The sequence below is a fragment of the Mesorhizobium sp. WSM4307 genome, assembly GCF_007003945.1.
Lineage (GTDB): Bacteria > Pseudomonadota > Alphaproteobacteria > Rhizobiales > Rhizobiaceae > Mesorhizobium.
Genome location: NZ_VFTB01000001.1, coordinates 239741 through 263668 on the forward strand (window position 1 = coordinate 239741; position 23928 = coordinate 263668).

General features: G+C 63.7%; 26 protein-coding genes. 9 read left to right on the plus strand and 17 right to left on the minus strand.

Annotated elements, in window-relative coordinates; translation table 11 throughout:
* Positions 1 to 10: 10 nt before the first annotated feature.
* Together FJV83_RS01035 and FJV83_RS01040 are read right to left on the minus strand one after the other, a co-directional pair.
* Positions 11 to 976 carry an SDR family oxidoreductase gene (locus FJV83_RS01035; RefSeq protein ID WP_095771469.1) on the minus strand — a complete coding sequence of 322 codons (966 nt, stop codon included), beginning with the start codon at positions 974 to 976 and terminating at the stop codon, positions 11 to 13.
* 81 nt (positions 977 to 1057) lie between these two features.
* Entirely contained in the window at positions 1058 to 1258 is a 201-nt protein-coding gene (locus FJV83_RS01040; protein WP_095771366.1) for a KTSC domain-containing protein, read from the minus strand.
* Positions 1259 to 1396: 138 nt separating this feature from the next.
* Between FJV83_RS01040 and FJV83_RS01045 the strand changes: the two genes are divergently transcribed.
* Positions 1397 to 2011, plus strand: a complete 615-nt coding sequence (locus FJV83_RS01045; RefSeq protein WP_142886871.1) for an alpha-ketoglutarate-dependent dioxygenase AlkB — start codon at positions 1397 to 1399, stop codon at positions 2009 to 2011.
* 22 nt (positions 2012 to 2033) lie between these two features.
* Here FJV83_RS01045 and FJV83_RS01050 read toward each other — a convergent pair whose 3' ends face one another.
* Positions 2034 to 2819, minus strand: a complete 786-nt coding sequence (locus FJV83_RS01050) for an SDR family oxidoreductase (RefSeq protein WP_142886870.1) — start codon at positions 2817 to 2819, stop codon at positions 2034 to 2036.
* Positions 2812 to 3576: a FadR/GntR family transcriptional regulator gene (locus FJV83_RS01055; RefSeq protein WP_246691769.1), complete on the minus strand. Its 765-nt coding sequence runs from the start codon at positions 3574 to 3576 to the stop codon at positions 2812 to 2814. Before FJV83_RS01055 ends, FJV83_RS01050 begins: the two co-directional genes overlap by 8 nt.
* Before the next feature lie 158 nt (positions 3577 to 3734).
* On the opposite strand from FJV83_RS01055, the gene uxuA reads away from it, so the two are divergent.
* Positions 3735 to 4919 (plus strand): mannonate dehydratase, encoded by a 1185-nt coding sequence (gene uxuA / locus FJV83_RS01060; protein WP_142886869.1) that lies wholly within the window; start codon positions 3735 to 3737, stop codon positions 4917 to 4919.
* A 13-nt stretch (positions 4920 to 4932) separates the two neighbouring features.
* On the opposite strand, the gene FJV83_RS01065 is transcribed toward uxuA, so the two are convergent.
* Both FJV83_RS01065 and FJV83_RS01070 read right to left on the minus strand, forming a co-directional pair.
* The gene (locus FJV83_RS01065) at positions 4933 to 5793 is read right to left on the minus strand and encodes a sigma-70 family RNA polymerase sigma factor (RefSeq protein WP_142886868.1); all 861 of its coding nucleotides are present in this window, start codon (positions 5791 to 5793) and stop codon (positions 4933 to 4935) included.
* Positions 5793 to 6269 (minus strand): carboxymuconolactone decarboxylase family protein, encoded by a 477-nt coding sequence (locus FJV83_RS01070; protein WP_095771468.1) that lies wholly within the window; start codon positions 6267 to 6269, stop codon positions 5793 to 5795. Before FJV83_RS01070 ends, FJV83_RS01065 begins: the two co-directional genes overlap by 1 nt.
* A gap of 272 nt (positions 6270 to 6541) precedes the next feature.
* On the opposite strand from FJV83_RS01070, the gene FJV83_RS01075 reads away from it, so the two are divergent.
* Positions 6542 to 7981, plus strand: a complete 1440-nt coding sequence (locus FJV83_RS01075) for an FAD-binding oxidoreductase (protein ID WP_142886867.1) — start codon at positions 6542 to 6544, stop codon at positions 7979 to 7981.
* 124 nt (positions 7982 to 8105) lie between these two features.
* Here FJV83_RS01075 and FJV83_RS01080 read toward each other — a convergent pair whose 3' ends face one another.
* Positions 8106 to 8252: a hypothetical protein gene (locus FJV83_RS01080; protein ID WP_246691770.1), complete on the minus strand. Its 147-nt coding sequence runs from the start codon at positions 8250 to 8252 to the stop codon at positions 8106 to 8108.
* A 577-nt stretch (positions 8253 to 8829) separates the two neighbouring features.
* Between FJV83_RS01080 and FJV83_RS01085 the strand changes: the two genes are divergently transcribed.
* The 3 genes from FJV83_RS01085 (at position 8830) to FJV83_RS01095 (ending at position 11478) form a co-directional block, all read left to right on the plus strand.
* A complete protein-coding gene (locus FJV83_RS01085; RefSeq protein WP_142886866.1) occupies positions 8830 to 9849 on the plus strand; it encodes an isopenicillin N synthase family oxygenase in 1020 nt (339 codons plus the stop codon).
* A gap of 298 nt (positions 9850 to 10147) precedes the next feature.
* On the plus strand, positions 10148 to 10837 hold the full coding sequence (locus FJV83_RS01090) for an SDR family NAD(P)-dependent oxidoreductase (RefSeq protein ID WP_142877585.1): 690 nt from the start codon (positions 10148 to 10150) through the stop codon (positions 10835 to 10837).
* 389 nt (positions 10838 to 11226) lie between these two features.
* Entirely contained in the window at positions 11227 to 11478 is a 252-nt protein-coding gene (locus FJV83_RS01095; protein ID WP_095771358.1) for a DUF768 domain-containing protein, read from the plus strand.
* Positions 11479 to 11537: 59 nt separating this feature from the next.
* Here FJV83_RS01095 and FJV83_RS01100 read toward each other — a convergent pair whose 3' ends face one another.
* The 3 genes from FJV83_RS01100 to FJV83_RS01110 are packed head-to-tail and all read right to left on the minus strand — an operon-like array spanning position 11538 to position 15250.
* Positions 11538 to 12674 (minus strand): P1 family peptidase, encoded by a 1137-nt coding sequence (locus FJV83_RS01100; RefSeq protein ID WP_142886865.1) that lies wholly within the window; start codon positions 12672 to 12674, stop codon positions 11538 to 11540.
* 2 nt (positions 12675 to 12676) lie between these two features.
* Positions 12677 to 14242, minus strand: a complete 1566-nt coding sequence (xseA, locus tag FJV83_RS01105; protein WP_142877586.1) for an exodeoxyribonuclease VII large subunit — start codon at positions 14240 to 14242, stop codon at positions 12677 to 12679.
* A 51-nt stretch (positions 14243 to 14293) separates the two neighbouring features.
* Complete coding sequence (locus tag FJV83_RS01110; protein ID WP_095771355.1) at positions 14294 to 15250, minus strand: LysR substrate-binding domain-containing protein; 957 nt, start codon at positions 15248 to 15250, stop codon at positions 14294 to 14296.
* 177 nt (positions 15251 to 15427) lie between these two features.
* On the opposite strand from FJV83_RS01110, the gene FJV83_RS01115 reads away from it, so the two are divergent.
* On the plus strand, positions 15428 to 15718 hold the full coding sequence (locus FJV83_RS01115; protein WP_095771354.1) for a DUF1127 domain-containing protein: 291 nt from the start codon (positions 15428 to 15430) through the stop codon (positions 15716 to 15718).
* A 171-nt stretch (positions 15719 to 15889) separates the two neighbouring features.
* Here FJV83_RS01115 and FJV83_RS01120 read toward each other — a convergent pair whose 3' ends face one another.
* The 4 genes from FJV83_RS01120 to FJV83_RS01135 form a co-directional block, all read right to left on the minus strand.
* Positions 15890 to 16888: a DUF937 domain-containing protein gene (locus tag FJV83_RS01120; RefSeq protein WP_095791112.1), complete on the minus strand. Its 999-nt coding sequence runs from the start codon at positions 16886 to 16888 to the stop codon at positions 15890 to 15892.
* Between the two features lie 77 nt (positions 16889 to 16965).
* Entirely contained in the window at positions 16966 to 18339 is a 1374-nt protein-coding gene (locus tag FJV83_RS01125; protein WP_142886864.1) for a glutamate--cysteine ligase, read from the minus strand.
* A 143-nt stretch (positions 18340 to 18482) separates the two neighbouring features.
* A complete protein-coding gene (locus FJV83_RS01130) occupies positions 18483 to 19217 on the minus strand; it encodes a 16S rRNA (uracil(1498)-N(3))-methyltransferase (protein ID WP_095786855.1) in 735 nt (244 codons plus the stop codon).
* Between the two features lie 31 nt (positions 19218 to 19248).
* Positions 19249 to 19896 (minus strand): hypothetical protein, encoded by a 648-nt coding sequence (locus tag FJV83_RS01135; RefSeq protein ID WP_142886863.1) that lies wholly within the window; start codon positions 19894 to 19896, stop codon positions 19249 to 19251.
* A gap of 87 nt (positions 19897 to 19983) precedes the next feature.
* Here FJV83_RS01135 and FJV83_RS01140 point away from each other — a divergent pair, with 87 nt between their 5' ends.
* Both FJV83_RS01140 and FJV83_RS37495 read left to right on the plus strand, forming a co-directional pair.
* The gene (locus FJV83_RS01140; RefSeq protein ID WP_095791114.1) at positions 19984 to 20691 is read left to right on the plus strand and encodes a type 1 glutamine amidotransferase; all 708 of its coding nucleotides are present in this window, start codon (positions 19984 to 19986) and stop codon (positions 20689 to 20691) included.
* 290 nt (positions 20692 to 20981) lie between these two features.
* On the plus strand, positions 20982 to 21113 hold the full coding sequence (locus tag FJV83_RS37495; protein WP_257784452.1) for a hypothetical protein: 132 nt from the start codon (positions 20982 to 20984) through the stop codon (positions 21111 to 21113).
* A 44-nt stretch (positions 21114 to 21157) separates the two neighbouring features.
* Here FJV83_RS37495 and FJV83_RS01150 read toward each other — a convergent pair whose 3' ends face one another.
* The 3 genes from FJV83_RS01150 to FJV83_RS01160 are packed head-to-tail and all read right to left on the minus strand — an operon-like array spanning position 21158 to position 23928.
* Complete coding sequence (locus tag FJV83_RS01150) at positions 21158 to 21925, minus strand: metallophosphoesterase (RefSeq protein WP_095786852.1); 768 nt, start codon at positions 21923 to 21925, stop codon at positions 21158 to 21160.
* 37 nt (positions 21926 to 21962) lie between these two features.
* A complete protein-coding gene (locus FJV83_RS01155; protein WP_095771347.1) occupies positions 21963 to 23099 on the minus strand; it encodes an alpha-hydroxy acid oxidase in 1137 nt (378 codons plus the stop codon).
* Positions 23100 to 23124: 25 nt separating this feature from the next.
* Positions 23125 to 23928 (minus strand): FCD domain-containing protein, encoded by an 804-nt coding sequence (locus tag FJV83_RS01160; RefSeq protein ID WP_095786850.1) that lies wholly within the window; start codon positions 23926 to 23928, stop codon positions 23125 to 23127.

The following is a 23928-nucleotide window of genomic DNA, read 5'->3' on the forward strand; positions in this document are numbered from 1 at the left end:
GCATTGGACCTCAGTAGCCGCCGACCACGGGCAATATCTCGCCGGTGATGTAGCTCGAGCAATGTGGCGAGGCGAGAAACACATAGGCCGGTGCGAGTTCCTCCGGCTGCGCCGGCCGCTTCATCGGTGTGTCCGCGCCGAACTTCGAAACGTCACCGGCCTCCTTGTCCGAAGGGTTGAGCGGGGTCCATACCGGACCCGGTGCAACCGCGTTCACCCGGATGCCCTTGCCGAGGAGATTGCCGGAGAGGGCGCGGGTGAAGGCATGGATGCCGCCCTTGGTCATGGAGTAGTCGACCAGCGCCTTCGACCCGTCGATGCCGGTGACCGAACCGGTGTTGATGATGGCCGAGCCCGGCTTCATATGCGGGACGGCTTCCTGTGCCATATGGAAATAGCCGTAGAGGTTGGTCTTCAGCGTCGTGTCGAAATGCTCTTCGGTCAGTTCTGCGAACTCGCTTGAATGAATCTGGAATGCCGCATTGTTGACCAGCACGTCGATGCGGCCGAATGCCTTGACCGTTTGCGCCACCGCGTTGCGGCATTCGTCGCGTTCGCTGACGTCGGCCTTCACCAGGATACAGCGCCGTCCCTCCGCCTCGACGGCGGACTTTGTCGCCTTGGCATCCCTGTCCTCGGCCAGATAGACGATCGCAATGTCGGCGCCCTCGCGGGCGAACAGAACCGACACCGAACGGCCGATGCCGGAATCGCCGCCCGTGATGAGAGCGACCTTGTCTTCGAGCTTTTTCGATCCGAGGTAGAAGGGCGCATCGTAGAGCGGCGCCGGTTCGATCGCCCATTCATCCCCCGGCTTGGGATGATGTTGCTCGGGAAAGGGTGGCTCGGGGTATTTTCGGGCGCCTGCCTGCATGGCGTGTTGGCCCTTGCCGTTGCCTTTCGATTTGTCCCTGGCATCGATGCCACGCTGGATGCGACGCTGCTTGGCGGCTTCGCTGGCTGTCCTGCTCTGCATGGCGCTCTCCTCGGCTTCGAGGAGGAACAACGCGCGTCGGACGAAAAGGTTTGCGCAAAAAAGACGATCATGCCGCCCGCGTCATGCCACACGGCGGTAGCTGTAGTGATCCCTGATGAATTCATTGAAGAAGCGGCCTTTCGAGGCAGCTTTCCTGAAAGCGGCATAGGTTGCCGGGGCAACCTCCGCATAGTCGTAGCGATGGCCGCTCGGCACGAACCAGACGGAGAGGATTCTGGTCGCGGGATCGTATTGTGTGCTTCGGATCGCGGTCGACGGCATGTTGGCTACCTGACTGCTCAGCTAGATAAATCCGTCAGGCGTGGTTCCGGTTCCCAGTCGTCATTCATCGCATCATCCATCAACCACCGAGGCGCCGCTCGTATTGCCCTGCTGCTCCGCCCTCACCATCTAGGCGGGATGTCACGCCTCAAATCGAAAGCAACCGGCCGGGCCTTGGCATTCCAGCATGACCTCTTTGGTGACGCCGAGGATTTGCCGGAGGGCTTTGCCTATCAGCCCGGATTCATCACGCCGCAGGAAGAGACAGAGCTTGCCCGGCATCTCGAGGGACTGCCGTTCCAGGCGTTCGATTTCCATGGCCATCTGGCAAACCGGCGTGTCGTCGGGTTTGGTCTGCGCTACGATTATCACCGGCGCGAAGTGGTCGAGGCGCTGCCGATCCCAGACTTCCTGCTGCCTGTGCGCGACAAGGTCGCGGCCCTTGCGCGCCGGCCGGTCGAGGCTTTCGCGCAGGTGCTGATCAATGAATACCGGCCTGGCGCCGGTATCGGCTGGCATCGCGACAAGCCGCATTTCGAGGATGTCGCCGGCATCTCGCTGTTGGCGCCCTGCAGTTTCCGGCTGCGGCGAAAGAGCGGTGACGGGTGGGAGCGCCGGACCATCGTCGTCGAGCCAAGATCGGCCTATCTCATGACGGGACCTTCGCGCACGGAGTGGGAGCACAGCATCCCGCCGCTTGCCGAGCATCGCTACTCGATCACCTTGCGGACACTGCGGTCTCGAAACCCCTGAGGCAAAGCCGATCGCCGAGGCTCTACTTCACACCAATGCCGGCGGTCAGGCCGCCGTCGATCCTGTAATCGGCGCCGGTGCAGAAGCCGGCTTTTGACGAGCACAGGAAAGCGATGAGCTCCGCCACTTCCTCCGGCTCGCCGATGCGGCCGAGCGGATGGGCAGCGCCGAAGCGCTTGTAGGCTTCCTCGACATCGGCGTCGCTGCCGTGGTCGCCACGCGCGGCCTTGTCCAGGATCGGCGTGCGGATCGAGCCGGGGCTGACCGAATTCACCCTTATGCCTGCTGCCGCGTAATCGAGTGCGAGCGAGCGCGTCAACGTGTGGATGGCGCCCTTGGTCGTGGCATAGGCGGCAACGTTCTGCTGACAGGCGAAGCCTTGCACCGAGGCGACGTTGACGATAGCGCCGCCGCCGCGCTTGATCATTTCCGGAATGCCGAAATGGGTGGTCAGGTAGATCGAGCCGACATTGACCGTCATTGCCCGGTTCCAGGTTTCCCAATCGGTCGTCGTCGCGGTCCCGTAGGGATGGACCGCAGCGGAATTGACGATGATGTCGATGCCGCCGAATTTCACGACGCCGGCGACTACCGCGTCGCGAACCTGATCGGAAACGGACACGTCGACCGTTTGCACCAGCGCATCCGCTCCGGCCTTGGCAAGGCTTTCCTGCATGGCGGCATTGGCTGCCTGATCGATGCCGCAGGCGATGATCGCCGCACCTCCCTGCGCCAGCCGCCTTGCGGTGGCGAGCGCGATGCCGGTCGTGCCGGTGATCAACGCGACCTTGTTTTCAAAGTCAGTCATTGTGCAAATCCTTGGAAGAAGTCGGGCCCGGCATTGCCGGCGAGGTCCGTGCGTTTTCGAGGTCGTCGGGAACGAAGCGCAGCCCGAAATCGAGATGCCGGCTCATCAAATAGCTGTAGGCAATGCGGTCGCGCGAGCGAAGCGCGGCAATAATCTCGCCATGGGCGTGACGTGTTTCTCTCAACACCGGCCGGATCGATTTGCCGACTGTCATGATGTGCAGGATGACCGGCGACAGGAACTGGTAGGTCTGCACCAGCATGCGGTTGCCGGCGAGCTTCATCAGCGCCATGTGGAAATCGAAATCGCGCTGTGCGGCTTCCTGGACATCCTTGCTGGTCTCGATCAGGCCGTTGACCTCGTCCAGGGCGTCGAGTTCGGCGGCGCTGGCATTGAGAATGATGTGGTCGCCGATGCTCACTTCAATGATGCGGCGAAACCCCTGTATGTCGTTAAACGAGGTTCTCGAAATATCCATCTGTGCGGCGAAGAAGTTCTGGATCGCGATATCATGGCGATCGGCTAGCACCGCGCCGACGCGCGGCTTGGGATCGATCAGACCATAGGTGCGAACGGTGCGCAGCGCTTCGCGTATCGTGTTGCGGCTGGCGCCGAACAGTTCGCCAAGCTCGCGTTCGGTGGGCAGGACGTCGCCGACCGACATGGCGCGGTTTCGAATGAGGTCGAGGATCTGTTGCACGGTCTGGTCGACGGCCGAGCTGCTGCCCCCCGCATCTTCCGCCACTTCTTGCTCCAAGGGATCCCTCCTTGCGATTTGTTGGACCAAGACTAGTGCTTCTCGACTAGAAAATCAATTGACAAGCCGTAAAAGGCTCGAAGTGCAGCCCAAAAAGTGGATTATTGACATGCTATTGGTCCAACAATATGGTCGTTACCGAACATTGAGGAGGCTTCATGGAACAGTGCTGGCGCTGGTATGGTCCGGATGATCCGGTGACACTCGATCATGTCAGGCAGGCCGGTGCCACCGGCGTGGTTTCGGCGCTTCACCACATCTACGATGGCAGGGCCTGGCCCGAAGCCGATGTGCTCGAGCGCAAACGGATCATCGAGGCCGCCGGCCTCACATGGTCGGTGGTCGAGAGCATCCCGGTCCACAATTCCTTCAAGATCGGCGCGCCGGAACGCGAGCGCTACGCCGGCTACTATCGCGACAGCATCCGCACGCTCGCCAAGGCAGGCATCAAAACGATCTGCTACAATTTCATGCCGGTGGTGGACTGGACGCGCACCGACCTCATGTATCGCCTGCCGACTACCGGCTATGCCTTGCGTTTCGACGCCATCGATTTTGCCGCCTATGACCTTTTCGTGCTGCAGCGCAAGAACGGCGTCGCCAGCTATACGCCGGCGCGGATCGCCGAAGCCGAGAAGCGGCTGAAGGCGTTGACGCCAGAGCAGGTCGACCAGATCGAGCGCAACCTCATCGCCGGCCTGCCGGCAACCGAGCGCAAGTATGACCGCGACAGTTTCCGCGAGGCTTTGACGGAGTATGATGGGATTGGGCCTAAGGAGTTGCGCGACAACCTCGCCTGGTTCCTGCGCGAGATCATTCCGGTCGCCGAAGGGGAGGGGGTGCGTATGTGCATCCATCCCGACGACCCGCCCTTTTCGCTCTATGGCCTGCCGCGCGTCGTTTCGACCGCGCAGGATGCTCGCTTCATCCTCAGCGCCGTCGACAGCCCGGCCAATGGGCTGACCTTCTGCACCGGCTCCTACGGCACGCGCGCCGACAACGACATCGTCGCCATGGTCAAGGAATTCGCCGACCGCATCCATTTCGTCCATCTGCGCAACATCACGATCGAGGAGGACGGCTCGTTCTACGAAGCCGAGCATCTCGAGGGCGGCACCGACATGGCGCATGTCATCCTGGCTCTGATGCAGGAGGAGGCACGCCGTCGCAAGGAGGGCCGTGCCGACTGGCGCATCCCGATGCGGCCGGACCATGGTCACCTGCTCGCCCACGACATCGGCAAGAAGAAGATCAATCCTGGCTACTCGCTGATCGGCCGGCTGAAAGGCCTCGCCGAGTTGCGTGGCATCATGCGTGCGGTCGAGCAGCTCGGGCTGGCGTGACCAGCCAGGCACCTCAATGCAGGTGCCTGAGCTTGTCGGGATTGCGCACGACGTAGATCGCCGCGATCTTCCCATCCTCGATGTCGAGTGCGGTGGTCTGGAATTCGCCATCGGCTTCCAGGGTGACGAACCCCGGCAATCCGTTGATGAAACCGACGCGGACAAGCTTCGAGCCATGCGTGCGCAACCAGGCGGCGACCTGTTCATACTGTCTCATGACGGCATCCAAGCCCAGGGCCGGCTGCGTGGCCGCCGGGCGCTTGCCGCCACCGTCGGCATGGGCGATGACATCGGTCGCCAGCATGGCGCCAAGCGCCTTCATGTCGCCGCTGCGCGAGGCCGTGAAGAAGGCCTCGGCCAGCGCCAGGCCGCGTTGCCTTTCTACCGTGAAACGGGGCGGCGCCTCGCGGACATGGCCACGCGCCCGGGCCGCGAGCTGGCGGCAGGCCGCCGGGTCGCGCTCGATGGCGGCCGCGACCTCGTCGAACCCGAGCCCGAACACATCGTGCAGCAGGAAGGCGGCACGCTCGAGCGGAGACAGGCGCTCCAGCACCAGCATCAGCGGCAAGGTTACGTCCTCCACCTCGTCCTCTTCCACAACGGGGTCGGGAAGCCAGGGGCCGACATAGGTCTCGCGTTTGTGCCGCGCGGATTTGAGCTGGTCGAGACACAGCCGCGTCACCGTGCGGCGCAGGAATGCCTCGGGTTCGCGGACGGCACTGCGGTCGGCCTTCATCCAGCGGATGAAGGCCTCCTGCACGGCATCCTCGGCGTCCGAGACCGAGCCCAGCATGCGGTAGGCGACACGCATGAGCTTTGGACGCAGCGGGCCGAAGCCCGCCGCGGCGTCGTCGTCGGGCGCTGAGCTAGTCATCAGACCGCGGCCACCCGGGCGGCCTTCACGGCAGCCGGGTCGGCATACAGGCCGAAACCGACGGCGATGCGGTTCCAGGCGTTGATGATGTTGATCGTCAAGGTAAGCTTGATCTGCTCCTCCTCCGTGAAATGCGCCTTCAACGCATCATAGGCGCTTGCATGGCTGGTACCTTCCGAGAGCCGGGTCAAGGCCTCGGTCCAGCCGAGTGCGGCGCGTTCGCGGTCGCTGTAGCAGGGCGCTTCACGCCAGGCGGGCAAAAGGTAGATGCGCTGCTCGGTTTCCCCGTTCTCGCGCGCTTCTGTGGCATGAAGATTGATGCAGTTGGCGCAGCCATTGATCTGCGAGGCACGCAGCTTCACCAGTTCGGTGAGGCTGTGCTCGAGACTGGCGGCGGCGGAGAGCTCGATCGAGGATCGCTGCCAGTTCTTCATCAGCGAAGGGGCGGCGGCGAAGAGGTCGATTTTTGCGGTCATGGTGGGCTTCCTTCTGTTGGTGCCGACCGCATGACGAGGCAGCATCTGCCAGTGTGACATGCCTGCCAGGATTTTTGTCCGCCATGCATCGTTCCCCTCAGTTGCTCCAGAATGCTTCGCGGCGTCGGCCAAGCGACCTTCGACTGGTCACCGCCCTTGATGCGCGCCAAGCGGCGGCTCACCGTCTGGCGTAACTTGCGCGATGTCTAACATAAGAGCAGAATTGAAGGCGTTTGAAGGAGATCGGCTCATAAGCAAATCGGGAGGAAACCATGAACACCATGAGCCTCACCACGCTTGATCGCGGCAAGACGACAATCGACGCCGCAACCATCGAAACGCTTTCGGCACAATTGCGCGGCACACTGCTTCAGCAGGGGGACGCAGCCTACGACGAGGCCCGCACCATCTGGAATGCCATGGTCGACCGGCGCCCCGGGGTGATCGTGTGTTGCGTCGGCGCCTCCGACGTCATCCGTGCCGTGAATTTCGCCAGGGAAAACAGGCTTCTCGTCTCCGTGCGCGGCGGCGGCCACAACATTGCCGGCAGCGCCGTCTGCGATGGCGGCCTGATGATCGATCTGTCGCCGATGAAGTCGGTGCGGGTCGATCCCGCCGCACGGCGGGCATGGGTTGGACCCGGCGCCACGCTCGCCGATGTCGACCGCGAAACGCAGGCCTTTGGGCTGGCGGTGCCGACCGGCATCAATTCGACCACCGGCATATCAGGCCTGACCCTGGGCGGTGGCTTTGGCTGGATCACCCGCAAATTCGGCCTGACAATCGACAATCTTGTCTCTGCCGATGTGGTCACCGCCGACGGCATGTTGCTGCGCGCCAGCCAGACGGAAAATCCGGACCTGTTCTGGGCACTGCGTGGCGGCGGCGGCAATTTCGGCATTGTCACGGCATTCGAGTTTCAGCTCCACAAGATGGGTCCGCAGGTTCTGTCTGGGCTTGTCGTGCATCCTTTCGCCGACGCCGAGAAGGTGCTGGAGGAGTATCGCAACGCGCTCGAAACAGCGCCCGACGAACTGACCTGCTGGGTGGTCATGCGCCAAGCGCCGCCACTGCCCTTCCTGCCGGCCGAGTGGCATGGCAAGGATGTTCTGGTTCTGGCCATGTGCTATTGCGGTGATCTCCAGGCGGGAGAAAAGGCGACGAAGAAGCTTCGCGCCATCGGCTCGCCGATAGCCGATGTCGTCGGCCCCAACCCGTTCGCCGGCTGGCAGCAGGCATTCGACCCATTGCTCGCCCCCGGCGCCCGCAACTACTGGAAGAGCCATGACTTCACCGAGCTCTCCGACAGGGCAGCTGAGGTCGTCACCGAAGCGATACGTGAGCTTCCTGGCCCGGAATGCGAGATATTCATCGGCCATGTCGGCGGTGCGGCGGGCCGTGTGGCGCAGAACGCGACGGCGTTTCCGCAACGCAGCTCGCACTTCGTCATGAATGTCCATGCCCGCTGGCGCGAACCGGCAATGGACAGGGCTTGCATCGGCTGGGCGCGCGGCCTCTATGAGGCGGCCAAGCCCTATGCCGCCGGCACAGCCTATGTGAACTTCATGCCTGAGGACGAGGTCGACCGGGTGGAAGCGGCCTATGGCGGCAATTACCAGCGGCTTCTGGAGATCAAGCAGCTCTATGACCCGCTGAACCTGTTCCGCATGAACCAGAATTTGTGGCCGAAACAAAGCCGGCGGGCCGCCTGAGCCGCCCGCATGGCAGTGACGAAAGCCCGCGCCTCCGCTACAGGCGCGGGCTTTCGCATGGCCATGGGTCTGGCTCTTCCGCGGCTCAGTTCAGATGGGCTGCCACAGCGTCAGGCGCTGGTCCTCACGAAACCGTCTCCGTTTCGTGCGCGGGCAGCGCCGCCGCCAGCCGGTTCGCCCACTCCTCGATGCCGGCCCGGTTCGCCAGCAAATCCTGCCGGATCTCGACGAGGACGGCGGGGATGCCCCGATCGTCGCCATGGACAGGCACAGTAGTCGGCGTCGCGGCTGATCACATAGGGCACGTTGGCCGGCCCGAGCCGCATCTCGCGATCTCCTCTTGAGCGATCGGCCCCTCAGGGAACGGGACCAAAGCGATTAACGCCGGTCTGGACAATCGCCCTCGAGACAATAGCTCTCAATTCGACAGGAACGGGTAGCTGAAAGGTGGTTGCCAATAGTGTTTGATATTACGGCGGACTGTTGCCGTGATGTGGCCCAATCAAATCGCCGAATGACAGGCACGATTTCGCCCTTCTTCCTTGTACTTGCGGGCTGAAAGGACGGTGCTATCGAAGCAGCCGCCGAGCGAGGCGGAGCGGCCCCGCTTCGCCTGAATTCCTTCGGACCGCGATCATCATCCGCTTGTCCCTGCTAATGGAAAAATTGTTCGTCACGGCCGCGCCTTAGGGCCGATCATTCCTTTCCCGGCCATCCGAAGTCGATAAGACTAGCGCGCAATGATGGCGGTTAGGGTGGGGCAAAAAGTGCCTGCATGTTTAATCGGCTGGGTTTTTCGGACGGAATTTTCAAACAACATCCGGAAAGCACTGGGAAAGGAGCTTGATATGCCCAGAATAGTGCCTGTGCTCGATCTGAGCCGTCTTGAACAAGGCGCGTCGGAACGCCGGACATTTCTGGCGGATCTTCGTTCCGCGTCGCGCGACATCGGCTTTTTCTATCTGGCCGGGCATGGCATCTCCTGGGCGGAGATCAGCGAGGTGCTCACCGCGTCGCGCCAGTTCTTTGCCTTGCCGGAGGCCGACAAGCTGGCGATCGAGATGGTCAAGTCCTCGCAGTTTCGCGGCTACACCCGCGCCGGCGGCGAACTGACCAAGGGCAAGGAGGATTGGCGCGAGCAACTCGACATCGGCGTCGAACGCCAGGCAATCGCGCAAGGGCCGGGAATGCCCGCCTGGACGCGGCTGCAGGGACCGAACCAGTGGCCCGCGGCGCTGCCGGATCTCAAACCGGCTCTGCTTGCCTGGCAGAGCAAGGTGACGGCCGTGGCGATCCGGCTGCTGAAAGCCTTCGCGCAATCGCTCGATCAGCCCGAGGATGCCTTCGATCCGATCTACAGCAGCGAGCCCAACCATCGCATGAAGATCGTGCGCTACCCCGGCCGTGATGCAACCGATGGCGACCAGGGTGTCGGTGCGCACAAGGATGGTGGCTTCCTGACACTGCTGCTCCAGGATGACAATAAGGGGCTGCAGGTCGATTATGACGGCAGCTGGGTGGATGTGGACCCCATCCCCGGCACGCTCGTCGTCAACATCGGCGAATTGCTCGAACTGGCCTCCAACGGCTATTTGCGCGCGACCGTGCATCGCGTGGTGACGCCGCCCGCCGGCGTCGAGCGCATTTCGGTGCCGTTCTTCTTCAGTGCCAGGCTCGATGCGACGATCCCGCTGCTTGGCCTTTCCGAGGAACTGGCGGCACAGGCGCGCGGGCCGGCCAGCGATCCGGACAATCCGCTGTTTCGCGATGTCGGAACCAATGTGCTGAAAAGCCGGCTACGTTCGCATCCCGACGTCGCTCGGCGCCATTATGCGGATCTGCTCGAAGGGGAAAGCCGGGTTGGCTGACCTTCCTCCGTAAGAAAGGACAGGATTTTCGCCATTCTGCCCGATCTTTGGAAAACAATTCGTCGTATCTGTCCGCGAATCGGTTCAAAAGAGCAAAATCCGTTCGGTGTTTTCCTCCCAATTCGCCGAGCGGTGTTCCCCTCTGAAGGTTATGACCTTCTTTTTGGCCGGGCCGGTTTCGCGCCCGGCCTTTTTCTAGCCACGTTGCGCGTTGCCGTCGCCGCGCTGATCCGGCAAGTTCACCACAGCTCATTCGCCAGCCATCGACCACGGTCCCGTGGAAAGAAGGAGAGGTTTCATGACATCCAATGTCGCAATTATCGCCGGTGCGGGTTCCGGCTTGAGCGCCTCGCTGGCGCGCCTCCTCGCGAAGGAAGGGTTCAGCGTCGTTCTGGCCGCCCGCAACATTGAGAAGCTTGGTGCCTTGCAGGTCGAGACCGGCGCGCAGGCCGTGGCAACGGATGTTTCCGATGCCGCGTCGGTGGAGCACCTGTTCGATGTCGCCGACAAGGCCGGTCCGCTCTCGCTGGTGATTTTCAACGCCAGCGGACGCGCCCGCGGACCAATAGCCGAACTCGATCCCGAGGCCGTCCGTCAGGCTTTGCTGGTTGGCGCCTATGGCGGGTTCCTGGTTGGCCAGCAGGCGGCTCGCCGGCTCGTCGTGCGAGGATCGGGCTCGATCCTTTTCACCGGCGCGACGGCCAGCGTGAAGGGGTTCGCCGGCTCCGCCGGTTTTGCCATGCCAAAATTCGGCTTGCGCGGGCTGGCGCAGTCCATGGCCCGTGAACTGGCGCCGAAGAATATCCACGTCGCGCATTTCATCATCGATGGCGCCATTGCTTCGGCCGCGTCCGGACAGGAGTCCGGCCCGCAGGATCGCCGGCTGTCCCCGGACGCGATCGCCGAGGCCTATCTCTCCATTCATCGCCAGCACCGCAGCGCCTGGACCTGGGAGATGGAGCTCAGGCCCTGGGTTGAGACCTTCTGAAGGGGCTGGCGAGGTGCGACGTTCCGGGAGTCGACATTGCATGGGGATATCACTATATAGCGGCGGCTTCGACCGGCGCGCCAAGCGCAGCCCTCCGGAGCGACTGTAAAAATGTGTTACGCATTGCGCCATCATTTGTGACGAAAAATCGGCTGGAAAACCGGAAAAGCAAATAGAAACAGTGGCGCGAAGCTGGATTGATCCAGCTCACGGAAGCAACCCTCCAGAATCAGAAATGTGCTTGAATCCTCGATTTCCTTCGGCTCTGTGGACCCTGCACGGCATTGACTTGCCGGCTGGCCGCGACTCGGCTGGAATGGGAGGATGCATCCTTTGCGGGATGCCGACGTTTATGATTACCAACGGCTTTGCCGCCAGGGAACAGCAGTATGAGTGAACACGCGATCGAGTTCTTGCGGGGATGGATCGGCGAAAAGGTCCATTGCCAGTCCCAGGCCAGGATCGACAAGCAGGCTGAGACCTTGGCCAGGGAATGTGCCGCCAAGGCTGCGGAAGTCGGTATTCCCCTGGAAGATATCCAGGAAGAAGTCGGCGACATCCAGGAACTCATTGCCTCCCGGCTCGAGGAGGCCGCCGAGGCCGACGAGGACCAGCATGCGGTCAGCAAGGCCGCGGAATAGATTTTACCCGGAACTCTCTGTTATCTGAATGCGCGGGCCCTTCGGCCCGCGTTGTCGTCTCAGCCGAACGTTTCTTTCAGCCCGAATTTCTCTTTGACCCACGCCTTCGGCAGCGCCGGCACGAAATTGCCGTCGCGCCCGGTCATGTCGTTATTGGCGGCCAGGGCGTTAAGGATCGATTCCTCCACCGTCTGGATCACCGCATCGAAGAATGGATCGATGTCTGTATCGGGAATGAAATCGGCCTTGGCGATCCGGCCCGACGGCGCAAGTGCGGCGGCAGGATTGGCTGTCGAGAAGGCGAGAAAGATGTCGCCCGAACTGTGATAGCCAAAGCCGCCGGTCATCGCGACGCCCAGCGGCACCCGGCGTGCCAGCCGCTTCATCTGGTGCGGCAGGAACGGCGCATCGGTGGCCACAACGGCGATGATCGAACCCTTTTCGGCGCGCGGCGTGCCTTCGCGGATCGCGGGCTCCTCGAGTTCGGATCCGGCGCGCAGGCCACGAACGGTGAAATTGCGCCGCTTGCCGAAATTCGACTGCACGAAGGCGCCGACCGTGTAGGAATTTCCCTGCCACCCTATGATGCGCGACGCGGTGCCCGAGCCGGCCTTGAAGCCGAAAGTGATCATGCCGGTGCCGCCGCCGACGCTGCCTTCCTCGACCGGGCCGCCGGTTGCGCCATCGAGTGCCTGGGCAACGTGCTCTGATGTCAAATGGTGGCCATTGATGTCGTTGAGAAACCCGTCATAGGTCTCCGCCGCCACCGGCAGGCCCCAGGCGCTGTCGACCGCGATAGGCAGTACGCGTTGCATCCAGCGCAGCGTGCCATCACGCGAAACACCGCAGGAATGCGTGTTGGTGATGGTGATAGGGAAGTTGAAAGCGCCGGTTTCCTCGATGATGTGCGAGCCGGTCAGCTCACCATTGCCGTTCTGGCTGAAGATGCCGGCGAAGACCGGTGTAGCCAGGTCGGCGCGCGGTCTGGGCAGGATCGCCGTGACACCGGTGCGCACCGGCCCCTTGCCGACGACGAGCGGCCCGTCGCCTGAAATCAGCGTCGCATAGCCGACCGCGACACCGGGCACGTCGGTGATTGCGTTGAACGGCCCGGGCGTTCCGTCGAAACCGATGCCGAAGCTGCGTGCGCGCGGCTTGCCGCTCGGCGTGGCCAGATGGTGCGGATTGTCGGTCATGGTCAGAACAGCGACCCCTGATTGCCGGGTTCTTTCGCCTTGGCCGCCGGCCTGGCTGCCGGCTTTGGCCGCGCTGCGCCGCTGGTTGCCACCGCGTCCGCCGTCCCGTCGGCGAACTCCAGCGAAAGCGCCATCCCCGATGCCACGTCAGCCGCCTGCTTGATGACGGCGCCGTCGGCATCCTTCACCAGCGCGAAGCCGCGCGCGAGCACGGCCTTGTGCGAAAGCGTGGTCAAGAGGCGTTCGGCCTGGCTCAACTGGCCGCGCAGGCGCTCAAGCCGCAGCGAGATGACCCGATCCTGCCGCCTGGCGAGCGCCGCCAGCGTGTCGGCCTGCAGTTTTTGCCGGCGCGCGATCGGCGCCGGCGACAGCCGCGTCGCGGTGCGCGCGAAGCGCGCGCGACGTTCGCGCACAATGGCAAAGAACGCCGCCTGCGCGCGGGCGAGGTCACGCCCGGTCAGCGTGCGCGCCTCGTTGATGCGTCGCGACAGCGTGGCCGGAGTCAGCCTCTGGGCCTGGAGACGCGCCCGCTTGCGATCGACGCTGACGGACAGGCCGCGGCCGAGCCTGGATGTCGCCTCGTCAAGGCGTCGGCGCGGCAACGCCAGCAATTGATCGGGCGAGGGCAGGGCGCGCGCCGCCGCGCGCGCGGCCTGCCGCTTGCGTTCGAAATTGCGCAGCACCGCTGCCTTGAGCCGCGCGCCGAGGCTGGCCAGCGTCGCTTCGAGGTCGGCCTTCACCGGCACGGCGATTTCGGCCGCGCCCGTCGGTGTCGGCGCCCGCACATCGGCGACGAGGTCGATCAATGTCCAGTCGGTTTCGTGGCCGACTGCCGAAATCACCGGAATGCCTGAGGCCGCAACGGCGCGGGCCAGCGCCTCGTCGTTGAAGCCCCAAAGATCCTCGAGGCTGCCGCCGCCGCGCGCCACGATCAAGAGATCGGGGCGCTGGATCGAACCGTCCCAGGTCAGCGCGTTGAAGCCGGTGACGGCATTGGTCACTTCCGCACTCGCGGTATCGCCCTGCACGCGCACCGGCCAGACCAGCACATGCAGCGGAAAGCGGTCCTTGATGCGGTGGATGATGTCGCGGATGACGGAGCCGGTCGGCGAGGTGACGACGCCGATGACGCGCGGCATGAAGGGCAGCCGGCGTTTGCGGCCGGCATCGAAAAGCCCCTCCGCCTGCAGCCGGCGCTTGCGCTCCTCCAGCAGCGCCATCAGCGCGCCTGCGCCGGCAGGCTCCAGATTGTCGATGACGATCTGGTAGTTGGACTTGCCGGGATAGGTGGTGAGCTTGCCGGTGGCGATCACCTCCATCCCTTCCTCGGGGCGGAATTTCAGCCGGCTCATCGTGCCTTTCCACACCACGGCGTCGAGTCGGGCACGGTCGTCCTTCAGCGCGAAATAGGCATGGCCGGAGGAATGCGGGCCGCGATAGCCCGAGATTTCGCCGCGCACCCGCACATTGCCGAAGACGTCCTCGACCGTGCGCTTCAGCGCGCCGGAGATCTCGCTCACCGTGTATTCAGTGGCGTTGGTGCGTGATTCGGATGCTGCTTCGCTCATCGGCTGATTGGGGGCTGGTTGGCGCCCCGCGTCAAGGCGCCACGATCCTTCCTACCAGCCCGGCAGGATCTGGTTCGCCTTGGTACGCCTGATCTTGGCGTAGGCAAGTGCTGCGAAATCGAATGTCCCGGCCTCTTCGACGAGCGGCACCGAGATGTTGTCCAGGCTCTCCGAGATGTGGCGGGCGAGCGCATCGACGATCTCCGGCCGCGAGGTCTGGCCGCGCATGATGCCGATGCGGCAGTCGGGCAGGGTTCCGAAGCCGTCGGCTTCGCCCAGCACCCGCATGCCGGGCCTGAGTGCGCATTCCGGCAGCACCGAGATCGCCAGGCCCGACAGAACGGCGGCGGTGATGACGGTCGCCGAGAAGCTGGTGAACAGGATGCGATAGTCGCGGTTCTGCTGGTCCAGCACATCGACGGCGGCGCGCCGCCAGATGCAATTCGGCCGGCCAAAGGCCATCGGCAGCGTCTCCTGTTCATGCGTCGCATGATTGGCCGAGGTGACCCACAGCAGCGGTTCGCGCCGCACCACTTCCGACTGGCCGCGCACGTCATTGTGCGTCACCAGCGCGAGGTCGAGATTGCCGCGCTTGATATGCTCGACCAGCCCCGGTGTCGGCTCGCAGATGACCGTCAGCTCGACGCGTGGGTTGGAGCGGGTGAAGCGCGCCATGATCTCGGGCAGGAAGCGGTCGGCATAGTCGTCCGGCGTGCCGATGCGGATCGTGCCTTCGAGCCGCTGGTCGTCGAAGGCGGCGAGCGTTTCGCGGTTGAGGTAGAGCAGCCGTCTTGCATAGGAGAGCAGCTTGTCGCCTTCCTCCGTCAGCCTGTTGGAGCGCCCCTCCTTCTCGAACAGCGGCTTGCCGATCCGCTCCTCCAGCCGGCGCATCTGCATCGACACCGCCGACTGGGTCCGGTGCACCTCTTCTGCCGCCCGCGTGAAGCTGCCGGTATCGGCGATCGAAATGAAGGTTTGCAACTGATCGAGATCGAGCGGCGCTTTCATCGGCGTGATCCATCACTGGTGTTGATGGTAAAGATTAAAAACATTCGTTGGATTAATCAATCGGCCGATGGCAAATTGCTGACATCCACATGAAGGCATGTGAATCGAAGCCGGAACGGCCGCTGTCACCAGCGCCGGCTGCTTGGCTTTGTGTGTTCGAGACTGAAGGAGACCGACATGACCACGATCGATTTCGCCACCGAGACCTCGCGCATCACCTCGCGTCCGGCCGTTGCGACGCGCGTGGCCAATACCGTCTTCAATATCTACCGCGCCTGGAAAAACCGTCGCGCCTTCTACCGCCTTGGCGAGATGTCGGACGCCGAACTCGCCGATATCGGCCTGACGCGCGCCGACCTGCATGTCGCCATCGACGTGCCGTTCGGTCGTGACCCGACGGCGATCCTGCGCGAAATCGCCAGTGATCGCGTCGAAACGATCGAGGACATCGACCGCAAGGTGGCCTGATCGGCTGATTTCGGTCCTGCTGAACCTTTTCAGGGCTCAGCGCGACCAAGGATTATGCAGGCTCCCCACTCCCTGCCGGTTCCCCGCCGGCCTGCCTGCACGTTGCCCGGTCCTCCCAAGGACCGGGCTTTTCTTTTCTGGCTTGCTCGGAAAGGGCTCTTGGTTTGGCGCCTAGCGCCGGTCCATGTCCCGCTTGAACTGGTCGAAGATCGTTTCCACGCCCTTCTGGTAGTCGTCACGCTGCTGGGCGCCGGTCTCGAACATCTTGCCGAACAGATCGTCGAACGGGTTTCGTGGCCGGCCGCTCGGATTGGTCTGCGGCGGCGGCGCCTGGCGCTGCTGCGGTGCCTGCGGCTGCGGCGCCGGCTGTCCGCCGCCAAATCCGCCCCCGCCACCTTGCCGCAGCATCTCCTCGAAGATCTTTCCCAGCGGATTGTCGCCGTAGGGGCTTTGCGTCTGCTGCGGCTGCGCCCGGCCCTGCGGCTGCGGCGTGCCGCCACCAAACATATCCTGCAGCACCTTCCCGAACGGATTGTCGCCATAGGGATTGGGTGCCGGCTGCGGCTGGCTTTGCCCGCCGAACATGTCCTGCAAGACCTTGCCGAGCGGGTTGTCCATCGGGTTCTGGGGCTGCGGTGCCTGGCGTTGTTGTGGCGCCGGAGCCTGCATGCCGCCCTGCCGCATCATCTGCTCGATGATCTCGCCGAGAGGGTTGCTGCCGCCGCCAAAACCGCCGGCGGCCTGCATCTGGTTTGTCGTCTGCTTGAACAGTCCACCCATCACCATCGAGGCGATCGCCGGCAGCATCTGCTGCAGGATCTGCTGGCTGACGCCACTCGCTTGCGCCGCCTGGCTGGCGACGGCGCGCGACAGGTCCTTCGAGCCGAACAGGTGTCCGAGAATGCCGTTGCCTTCGTCGACGCCCTGCGGCGAGAAGGCCCGGGTCGCGTCCTCGAAATATTTGGCGTGCTGGCCGCTTGCCATCGCCGTCATGAAGGCGCCAAGCCCGTAAGGATCGGCGGTGTTGCGTTGCAACCCCTGCGAAAAGGCCGGCAGCAGGGCGGCGACTGCTGCCTGTGTCTGCTGCATTGAAAGCCCATATTGCTGGGCAAGGGCCTGCATGCCGTTGCCGTTCTGGGCCTGCGCCAGCATGTCGAACAAGGTGGGCATCGGCGTCTCCTCCTGAATTCCTCGGAAGGGAGCCTAATTCGTTTCAACGGTCGATTGAAGCGGCATTTGCCGCTGGCTTAATAGGCGTATTCCATGAACACCGGCTCGATCGAGCCACCCCAGCGCGTGTGGTAGGCCGAAAGCATCTCCTCGGCGCTGGTCGTGCCGCGCGCGACCACCTCGTCCAAAGTGTTGAGGAACGAGGTCTCGTCATAGCCGTCGCGGTTCTTCTTGCCGCGGTTCTTCAGCCCGGTGCGCGAAATGGCCAGCACATCGCGCGCGATCTCGCGCAGCGTGGCGTTGCGGAAGGGCGCGGCAATGCCGAATTCGGGCACGGCGTTGCGCATCGCCAGCACTTCCTTGTATGTCCAGCTCGCGGTCAACGCCTCGGCTGCATCGAGTGCCGCCTCGTCGTAGAGCAGCCCGACCCAGAAGGCCGGCAGCGCGCAGATGCGCCGCCACGGGCCGCCATCGGCGCCGCGCATTTCGAGGAAACGCTTCAGCCGCACGTCGGGGAACAGCGTCGACAGGTGGTTCGCCCAGTCGCCCATGGTCGGCAGGCCGTCCGGCACTTCGTTGCGCGCGGCGCCGGCCATGAACTGGCGGAAGGTGATGTGCGTCATGTCGTGATAGTGGCCGTCGCGGATGACGAAATACATCGGCACGTCGAGCGCCCATTCGACATAGTCGACGAAGCCGAAATCGGGCGAGAAGCAGAATTCGAGCAGGCCCGAGCGCTGGTTGTCGGTGTCGCGCCAGATGTCGCCGCGCCAGCTCTGCAAACCGTTCGGCCGGCTTTCGGTGAAGGGCGAGTTGGCGAACAGCGCCGTCGACAGCGGCTGCAGCTTCAGCGACACCTGCATCTTGCGGCGCATGTCGGCTTCGCTCTCGAAGTCGAGGTTCACCTGGATCGTGCAGGTGCGGTACATCATGTCGAGGCCCTTGGTGCCGACCTTGGGCATGTAACGCGTCATGATCTCATAGCGCGACTTCGGCATTTTCGGCGTTTCGGCCAGCGACCATTTCGGGCTGCCGCCGAGCCCGAGGAAGCGGATGCCCATCGGCTCGGCGATCTCGCGCACCTGCGCCAGATGCGCATTGCCCTCGCGACAGGTCTGATGGATGGTTTCCAGCGGCGCGCCGGAAAGCTCGAACTGGCCGCCGGGCTCGAGCGAGATCGCGCCCTGGCCGGTCGGTTCGACCAGGCCGATGATGCGGCCGTCGTCGATGATCGGATCCCAGCCAAGCTTTGACTGCATGCCTTCGAGGATGGCGCGGATGCCGCGCTCGCCGCCATAGGGCACAGGCGCGTTGCCATCGACATAGAAGGGGAACTTCTCGTGCTCTGTGCCGATGCGCCACTTGTCGCGCGGCTTGTTGCCCTCGGCCAGGTGGTCGACGAGTTCGTCGACGCCTTCGATCGGCCGGAAATCGGTTGTGTCGCGCGCCATCGCTGTGCCCTCAGAGACGGTCGGGTGACCGCCGGCGGTAAATGGACGAAATGTCAGTAGCCGATCAAGCGAAAAATCCTGAGCCACAGGTCAAGAGGAATTGAAGGCCACGAACCGGGCGGCCTCTTGCAAGACATCGCGTCCTACCAGTCTCCGACAGTTGCCTGCATCACCGCAAGTGCGGCCACCGCCGCCGTGTCGGCGCGCAGGATGCGGGGGCCGAGCGGAATGGCGGTCACGAAGGGCAGGGCGCGCAGCATCTTGCGCTCGTCATCGGAAAAGCCGCCCTCCGGCCCGACCAGCAGCGCGAGCTTCTTCTCCTTTACGGCCTGCAGGGCAGGCAGCGGATTGTTGGTCGAGGCGTCCTCGTCGCAGAAGACCAGCCGCCTTTCCTTGTCCCAGCCGGTCAGCAGGCGTTCGAATTTTTCCGCCTCTCGCACTTCTGGAACCGCCAGGATGCCGCATTGCTCGGCGGCCTCGACGACATTGGCCCGCAGCCGATCGATGGACGGCTTGGCCACTTGCGTGTGCTGCGTGATGACAGGCTGCAGGACGCCGGCGCCCATCTCGACCGCTTTCTGCACGAGATAGTCGAGCCGGCCCTGCTTCAGCGGCGCGAAACAATAGATGAGATCGGGGAGGGGTGGCTGTGGCCGTTGCAGCGCCAAGACCTTGAGTTTGACTGCCTTCTTCGACTTCGCCGCGATGGCTGCCGACCATTCGCCGTCGCGGCCATTGAACAGCAGGATTTCGGCACCTTCGCCAAGCCGCAGCACATGCATGAGATAATGGCTCTGCTGTTGGTCGGCATCGAACTCGGCATCCGGCCCGAGGTCGTCAGGCACGAACAGACGTTGCATCTTGTAATTGGCGCGCATCGCCGAGGAATGAGCGAGCCGGTGGCTGGCGTCAACCCTCGGCCGACGGATGCCACACCGGACGAAAGCCATGCCTCAGGACGGCAAGCGTTGTCCCGGGGGTCAGCAGCATAAGCGCCTTGTCTTCCAGCTGGCCAAGACCGGCGGGTGGGCCATATCCGGCGAAGGACCAACGCAACGCCTTGCCGTGACGCACGGCATAGGCGTTACCGCCGGTGCCCACCACCGCGCCGTCGGGCAGGCTGGACACCTCATGCATCGCCACAGCAGGGCGTCTGCCACCCGACGCCAGCCGCTCCTTGTGCAGCCTTTTGTCGACCTGTGGCGCGCGGGGCTCGGCAATGCCGAAGGCTTCGCCGAAGCGGCCGACAAAATCCCTGGCCCGTTCGCGCTGGCAAAAGAAGCAGGGCCGATGACCGGCGGCCAGCGCCGTCACCTCGTCGAGGAAGAACAACTCGGTCCAGCCGACCTTGCCTCCCGGCCTGTTACGGCCCATCGGCTCGCGCCGGACATTGCGGAATTGGCATATGCAGATGATCCAGGCCTGAAGGGCCCAGCGCTTCCTCAGCAGCGTCTTGGTCGCGGGATCGTGGATGATGCCGCGATTGCCGGTGAACAGCCCGCGCTCGGGCACGGCGTGGATGGCGCCGAACGGATCGACCCGGTTCTGCAGTGGCATAGTTCTCTCCCAGAATACGATCTTGGCTGCAATGCGGGCGGCATGATATCGCTCGTGACATCTTTTTCATGTCAGCAGGGTTTTGCGATGCGGGTGCTGGTGGTCCAGAACTACGACAATACCGGCCTCGGCCAGGTCGGTGCCGCCCTTGCGGAAGCCGGCGCCGATCTCGACGTGCGCCTTCCTTACAAGGGTGATCCCCTTCCCGAAGATGCGAACGGGCACGATGCGATGGTGGTGCTCGGCGGCGGCCAGAATGCGCTGGCCGATGATGAGTATCCCTATTTCCCCGCACTGCTCGAACTCACCCGCGATTTTGCCGGCAAGGACCGTGCCGTGCTCGGCATCTGCCTTGGCAGCCAATTGGTCGCCCGTGCCTTCGGCGGCGAGAACCGCATCGGCGGCGCCAACGAGTTCGGCTGGCGCGGCGTGTCGCTGACGCCGGACGCCAAGGCCGATCCGGTGCTGGGCGCCCTGCCGGAAAAGTTCCCGATCTTCCAGTGGCACGACGACACGTTCGAACTGCCGCAAGACGCCGTGCGGCTGGCCGGCAACGAAGTCGCCGAAAACCAGGCGTTCCGTGTCGGCCGCGCCATCTATGGCTTCCAGTTCCATTTCGAGGCCGACCGGCCGATGGTGAAGGACTGGAGTACCTCCTTCGCGTCGACCATCGCTTCGCGGCATCCCGATTGGGCCGACAAGCTCGATGGCGAAATGGCCCTTAACGGACCCGACGCCGATGCCGCCGGCATGGCGATTGCCCGCGCCTGGGTAGCCACGATCTACACGATCTAAGAGCCTGCCCCTGGCGCTCCGCGTGACATAATTGGCACGCAGCCGTGAAACCGGCTGGGGAAAACCCCTTTCATCCTTGGCTTGTGTCCGACCGCCATCCTAGAAGGCGCGCGCTCTGCATCGGCTGTGCAACCGGGATGAACCTTTTGTGTGACCCGTGCGACACACCTCCGATACAGAACGCGCTTAGAAGCGCGAAATCGTCGAAACTTTGAAGCGAATTCTCCGTTTCAACGCATTGGTAACCGCCTGGTGCACAGATGCAGCAAGCTCAACAAGAGATGACGTCCGTGAAAGCAGCGCTTCTGTCCTTTGCCATGTTGTCCGCCATCGTGCTGTGCGGTCTCGGCATCTATTCCGCCGATGCCGCCAACAACCACAACGCCGTCGACGGCTACGGCGTCACCGCCTCGCTTCGCTAAAAAAGCCGGCCCTCTCGCGACGCATCCCTGCGACGTAGCTGGGCTCAAGCTCCCTTTATAGCCATTTCCAGGATGCGTTTGTCCGCCCCGTCGACGACGAGGGCGGTCAGCATGCCTGATTGCCAGGCAAGCGTGTCGACATTGACGCGGTTGGCCATCACTTCGGCCTCGCGGACGGGTGTGTGGCCGTGCACCACGATTTTTGGGAACAGGCCGGTGTGATCGTGGAAAACGTCGCGGATCCAGATCAGGTCCTGCGGGTTCTGCTTGTCCAGGGGTATGCCCGGCCGGATGCCGGCATGGCAGAAGTAGAAGTCGCCGAACGTTAACGAAAACGGCAGCGAGCGCAGGAAATCGACATGGCCCGGCGGCATGGACTCGAGCAGGGCCTGATGTCCGCGTCTCATTGTCTCCATCTTGCCGAACCAACTGGCGTCGTTGGTGAGCGATACACCATAGGACAACGCCGTCTGGACGCCGCCATAGCGCATGAAAAGCCCTTCCGGGTCGGGGGTCCTGAGGAAATCGAGAAAGCCGATGTCGTGGTTGCCCGCCAGCATCAGATGGCGCGGATCGCGTTCGCGCGCCGCGATCAGGAAATCGATGACGCCCTTGGAGTCCGGTCCGCGGTCGACATAGTCGCCGAGATGGATCACCCGCCAGTCGCGAACCGGCTTCCACTCCAGCTCGCTCTCGATGCGCTGGTGCATGGCTGCCAGCAGGTCGAGCCGGCCATGCACGTCGCCGATTGCATAAAGTCGCACACCCTCCGGCCCATGCGCGTCGAGAAAATGGATGCCGGGTTCCGCCAACGCGTCGTGGTCTCCGTGGTCACGCTGTCACCCGACCCTAGCGCCGGAGCTGGTCCTTGCCCATGTCGGTGACCAGACGTTTTCCGCACAGAGCCAGCGTGATGTCCATCTCCTTGCGGATGATTTCCAACGCTTTGGTAACCCCTTCCTTGCCGAGCGCGCCCAAGCCGTAAAGGAATGGGCGGCCGATATAGGTGCCCTTGGCGCCGAGACAGAGCGCTTTCAGCACATCCTGGCCGGAGCGGATGCCGCCGTCCATATGCACTTCTATTCTGTCGCCGACCGCGTCCGCGATTTCTTCCAGCGCCATGATCGAGGACGATGCGCCGTCGAGCTGGCGCCCGCCATGGTTGGAGACCACGATCGCGTCGGCGCCGGTCTTGGCCGCCATCAGCGCGTCCTCCTTGTCGAGGACGCCTTTGAGGATCAGCTTGCCGCCCCAGCGTTCCTTGATCCAGGCGACATCCTTCCACGACAGCTGCGGGTCGAACTGCTCGTTTGTCCAGGACGACAGCGAAGAGACGTCGCCGACACCCTTGGCATGGCCGACGATGTTGCGGAACGTGCGGCGCTTGGTGCCGGCGATACCCAGGCACCAGCGCGGCTTGCTGGCCAGGTCGATGATGTTGGCCAGTGTCATCTTGGGCGGCGCCGAAAGCCCGTTGCGCACGTCCTTGTGGCGTTGGCCGAGGATCTGCAGGTCGAGCGTCAGCACCAGTGCCGAGCATTTCGCCGCCTTGGCGCGGTCGATCAAATCGAGCACGAAATCCTTGTCGCGCAGCACATAGAGCTGGAACCAGAACGGTTTCGTCGTCGCCGAGGCGACATCCTCGATCGAGCAGATGCTCATCGTCGACAGGGTGAAAGGCACGCCGAATTCCTCGGCCGCCTGCGCCGCCAGCATCTCGCCATCGGCGTGCTGCATGCCGGTCAGGCCGGTGGGCGCCAGCGCCACCGGCATGGACACTTTCTGGCCGATCATGGTCGATTCCAGCGAGCGGTTGCTCATGTCGACCATCACGCGCTGGCGGAACTTGATCTTCTGGAAGTCTTCCTCGTTGGCCCGATAGGTGCTCTCGGTCCAGGCACCGGAATCGGCGTAGTCGAAGAACATCTTGGGCACGCGCCGGCGGGCGAGATCCTTGAGGTCCGCGATGGTGAGAATGTCGCTCATGATGGTCCCCGCTTGATTTTATTCACTAGGAGCGTCTGCGCGCCGGTTCGGTATCGCTGGCTTCCGAACGCTGCCGCAGCCGCAGCCGTGACACGCGTTGCCAGTCGCCGCTGCGCTCGGCTTCTGCCATCGACCGCTCGACATAGGTCATGTGGTCCATCGCCGCGCGCCGGGCAGCGTTGGGATCGCCGGCCTTGACCGCGGCGTGGATTGCCTTGTGCTGCGCCAGCAGCGCCTCGCGCGCGCCAGGCACGGTGAAGACCAGCAGCCGGTTCTGGAAGACGCCTTCCGACAAAAGCCGGTAGCAGGAGCGCAGCGTGTGCAGAAGCAGGATGTTGTGCGCGCATTCGCAGATCGCTTGATGGAACTCGACGTCGATCTCGGCCTCGTCGTCGAAATCGCCGGTGCGATGCGCCTCGTCCATGCGCGCCATGATGCGGTCGAGCAGCGCCAGGTCTTCCGGGGTGGCGCGCCGCGCCGCGTATTCGGCGGCTATGCCTTCGATCTCGCGGCGGTATTCCAGATAATCGGTCACCGCCTTGCGATGCATCGAGATCAGGTCGGCCACCGGCTTTGTGAACAGCTGGCCGATGATGTCGGCGACATGCGTGCCGCCGCCTGCCTTGGTCGTCAGTAGCCTGCGCCCTTCCAGCGCCTTCAGCGCGTCGCGCAGGATCGGCCGCGATACGTCGAACTGGCGTGCCAGTTCGCGCTCGCCCGGCAGCCGGTCGCCGGTGCGCAGCACGCCTTCGAGGATGAGGCTTTCGATCTGCTGCACCACCTCGTCGGCGGTGCGCGAATGCTCGATCCTGGAAAAAATATCGCTCAA

What these genes read in the sequence shown, in the direction of transcription:
- FJV83_RS01115 (WP_095771354.1), top strand. Translation starts at nt 15,428, where the DNA reads ATGACCACGATCGATTTCGCCACCGAGACCTCGCGCATCACCTCGCGT.
- FJV83_RS01065 (WP_142886868.1), bottom strand. Translation starts at nt 5,793, where the DNA reads ATGACTAGCTCAGCGCCCGACGACGACGCCGCGGCGGGCTTCGGCCCG.
- FJV83_RS01100 (WP_142886865.1), bottom strand. Translation starts at nt 12,674, where the DNA reads ATGACCGACAATCCGCACCATCTGGCCACGCCGAGCGGCAAGCCGCGC.
- FJV83_RS01140 (WP_095791114.1), top strand. Translation starts at nt 19,984, where the DNA reads ATGCGGGTGCTGGTGGTCCAGAACTACGACAATACCGGCCTCGGCCAG.
- FJV83_RS01090 (WP_142877585.1), top strand. Translation starts at nt 10,148, where the DNA reads ATGACATCCAATGTCGCAATTATCGCCGGTGCGGGTTCCGGCTTGAGC.
- FJV83_RS01125 (WP_142886864.1), bottom strand. Translation starts at nt 18,339, where the DNA reads ATGGCGCGCGACACAACCGATTTCCGGCCGATCGAAGGCGTCGACGAA.
- FJV83_RS01110 (WP_095771355.1), bottom strand. Translation starts at nt 15,250, where the DNA reads ATGAAAGCGCCGCTCGATCTCGATCAGTTGCAAACCTTCATTTCGATC.
- FJV83_RS01085 (WP_142886866.1), top strand. Translation starts at nt 8,830, where the DNA reads ATGCCCAGAATAGTGCCTGTGCTCGATCTGAGCCGTCTTGAACAAGGC.
- xseA (WP_142877586.1), bottom strand. Translation starts at nt 14,242, where the DNA reads ATGAGCGAAGCAGCATCCGAATCACGCACCAACGCCACTGAATACACG.
- uxuA (WP_142886869.1), top strand. Translation starts at nt 3,735, where the DNA reads ATGGAACAGTGCTGGCGCTGGTATGGTCCGGATGATCCGGTGACACTC.
- FJV83_RS01130 (WP_095786855.1), bottom strand. Translation starts at nt 19,217, where the DNA reads ATGCGCGCCAATTACAAGATGCAACGTCTGTTCGTGCCTGACGACCTC.
- FJV83_RS01035 (WP_095771469.1), bottom strand. Translation starts at nt 976, where the DNA reads ATGCAGAGCAGGACAGCCAGCGAAGCCGCCAAGCAGCGTCGCATCCAG.
- FJV83_RS01050 (WP_142886870.1), bottom strand. Translation starts at nt 2,819, where the DNA reads ATGACTGACTTTGAAAACAAGGTCGCGTTGATCACCGGCACGACCGGC.
- FJV83_RS01070 (WP_095771468.1), bottom strand. Translation starts at nt 6,269, where the DNA reads ATGACCGCAAAAATCGACCTCTTCGCCGCCGCCCCTTCGCTGATGAAG.
- FJV83_RS01135 (WP_142886863.1), bottom strand. Translation starts at nt 19,896, where the DNA reads ATGCCACTGCAGAACCGGGTCGATCCGTTCGGCGCCATCCACGCCGTG.
- FJV83_RS01095 (WP_095771358.1), top strand. Translation starts at nt 11,227, where the DNA reads ATGAGTGAACACGCGATCGAGTTCTTGCGGGGATGGATCGGCGAAAAG.
- FJV83_RS01040 (WP_095771366.1), bottom strand. Translation starts at nt 1,258, where the DNA reads ATGCCGTCGACCGCGATCCGAAGCACACAATACGATCCCGCGACCAGA.
- FJV83_RS01120 (WP_095791112.1), bottom strand. Translation starts at nt 16,888, where the DNA reads ATGCCCACCTTGTTCGACATGCTGGCGCAGGCCCAGAACGGCAACGGC.
- FJV83_RS01075 (WP_142886867.1), top strand. Translation starts at nt 6,542, where the DNA reads ATGAACACCATGAGCCTCACCACGCTTGATCGCGGCAAGACGACAATC.
- FJV83_RS01045 (WP_142886871.1), top strand. Translation starts at nt 1,397, where the DNA reads ATGTCACGCCTCAAATCGAAAGCAACCGGCCGGGCCTTGGCATTCCAG.
- FJV83_RS01155 (WP_095771347.1), bottom strand. Translation starts at nt 23,099, where the DNA reads ATGAGCGACATTCTCACCATCGCGGACCTCAAGGATCTCGCCCGCCGG.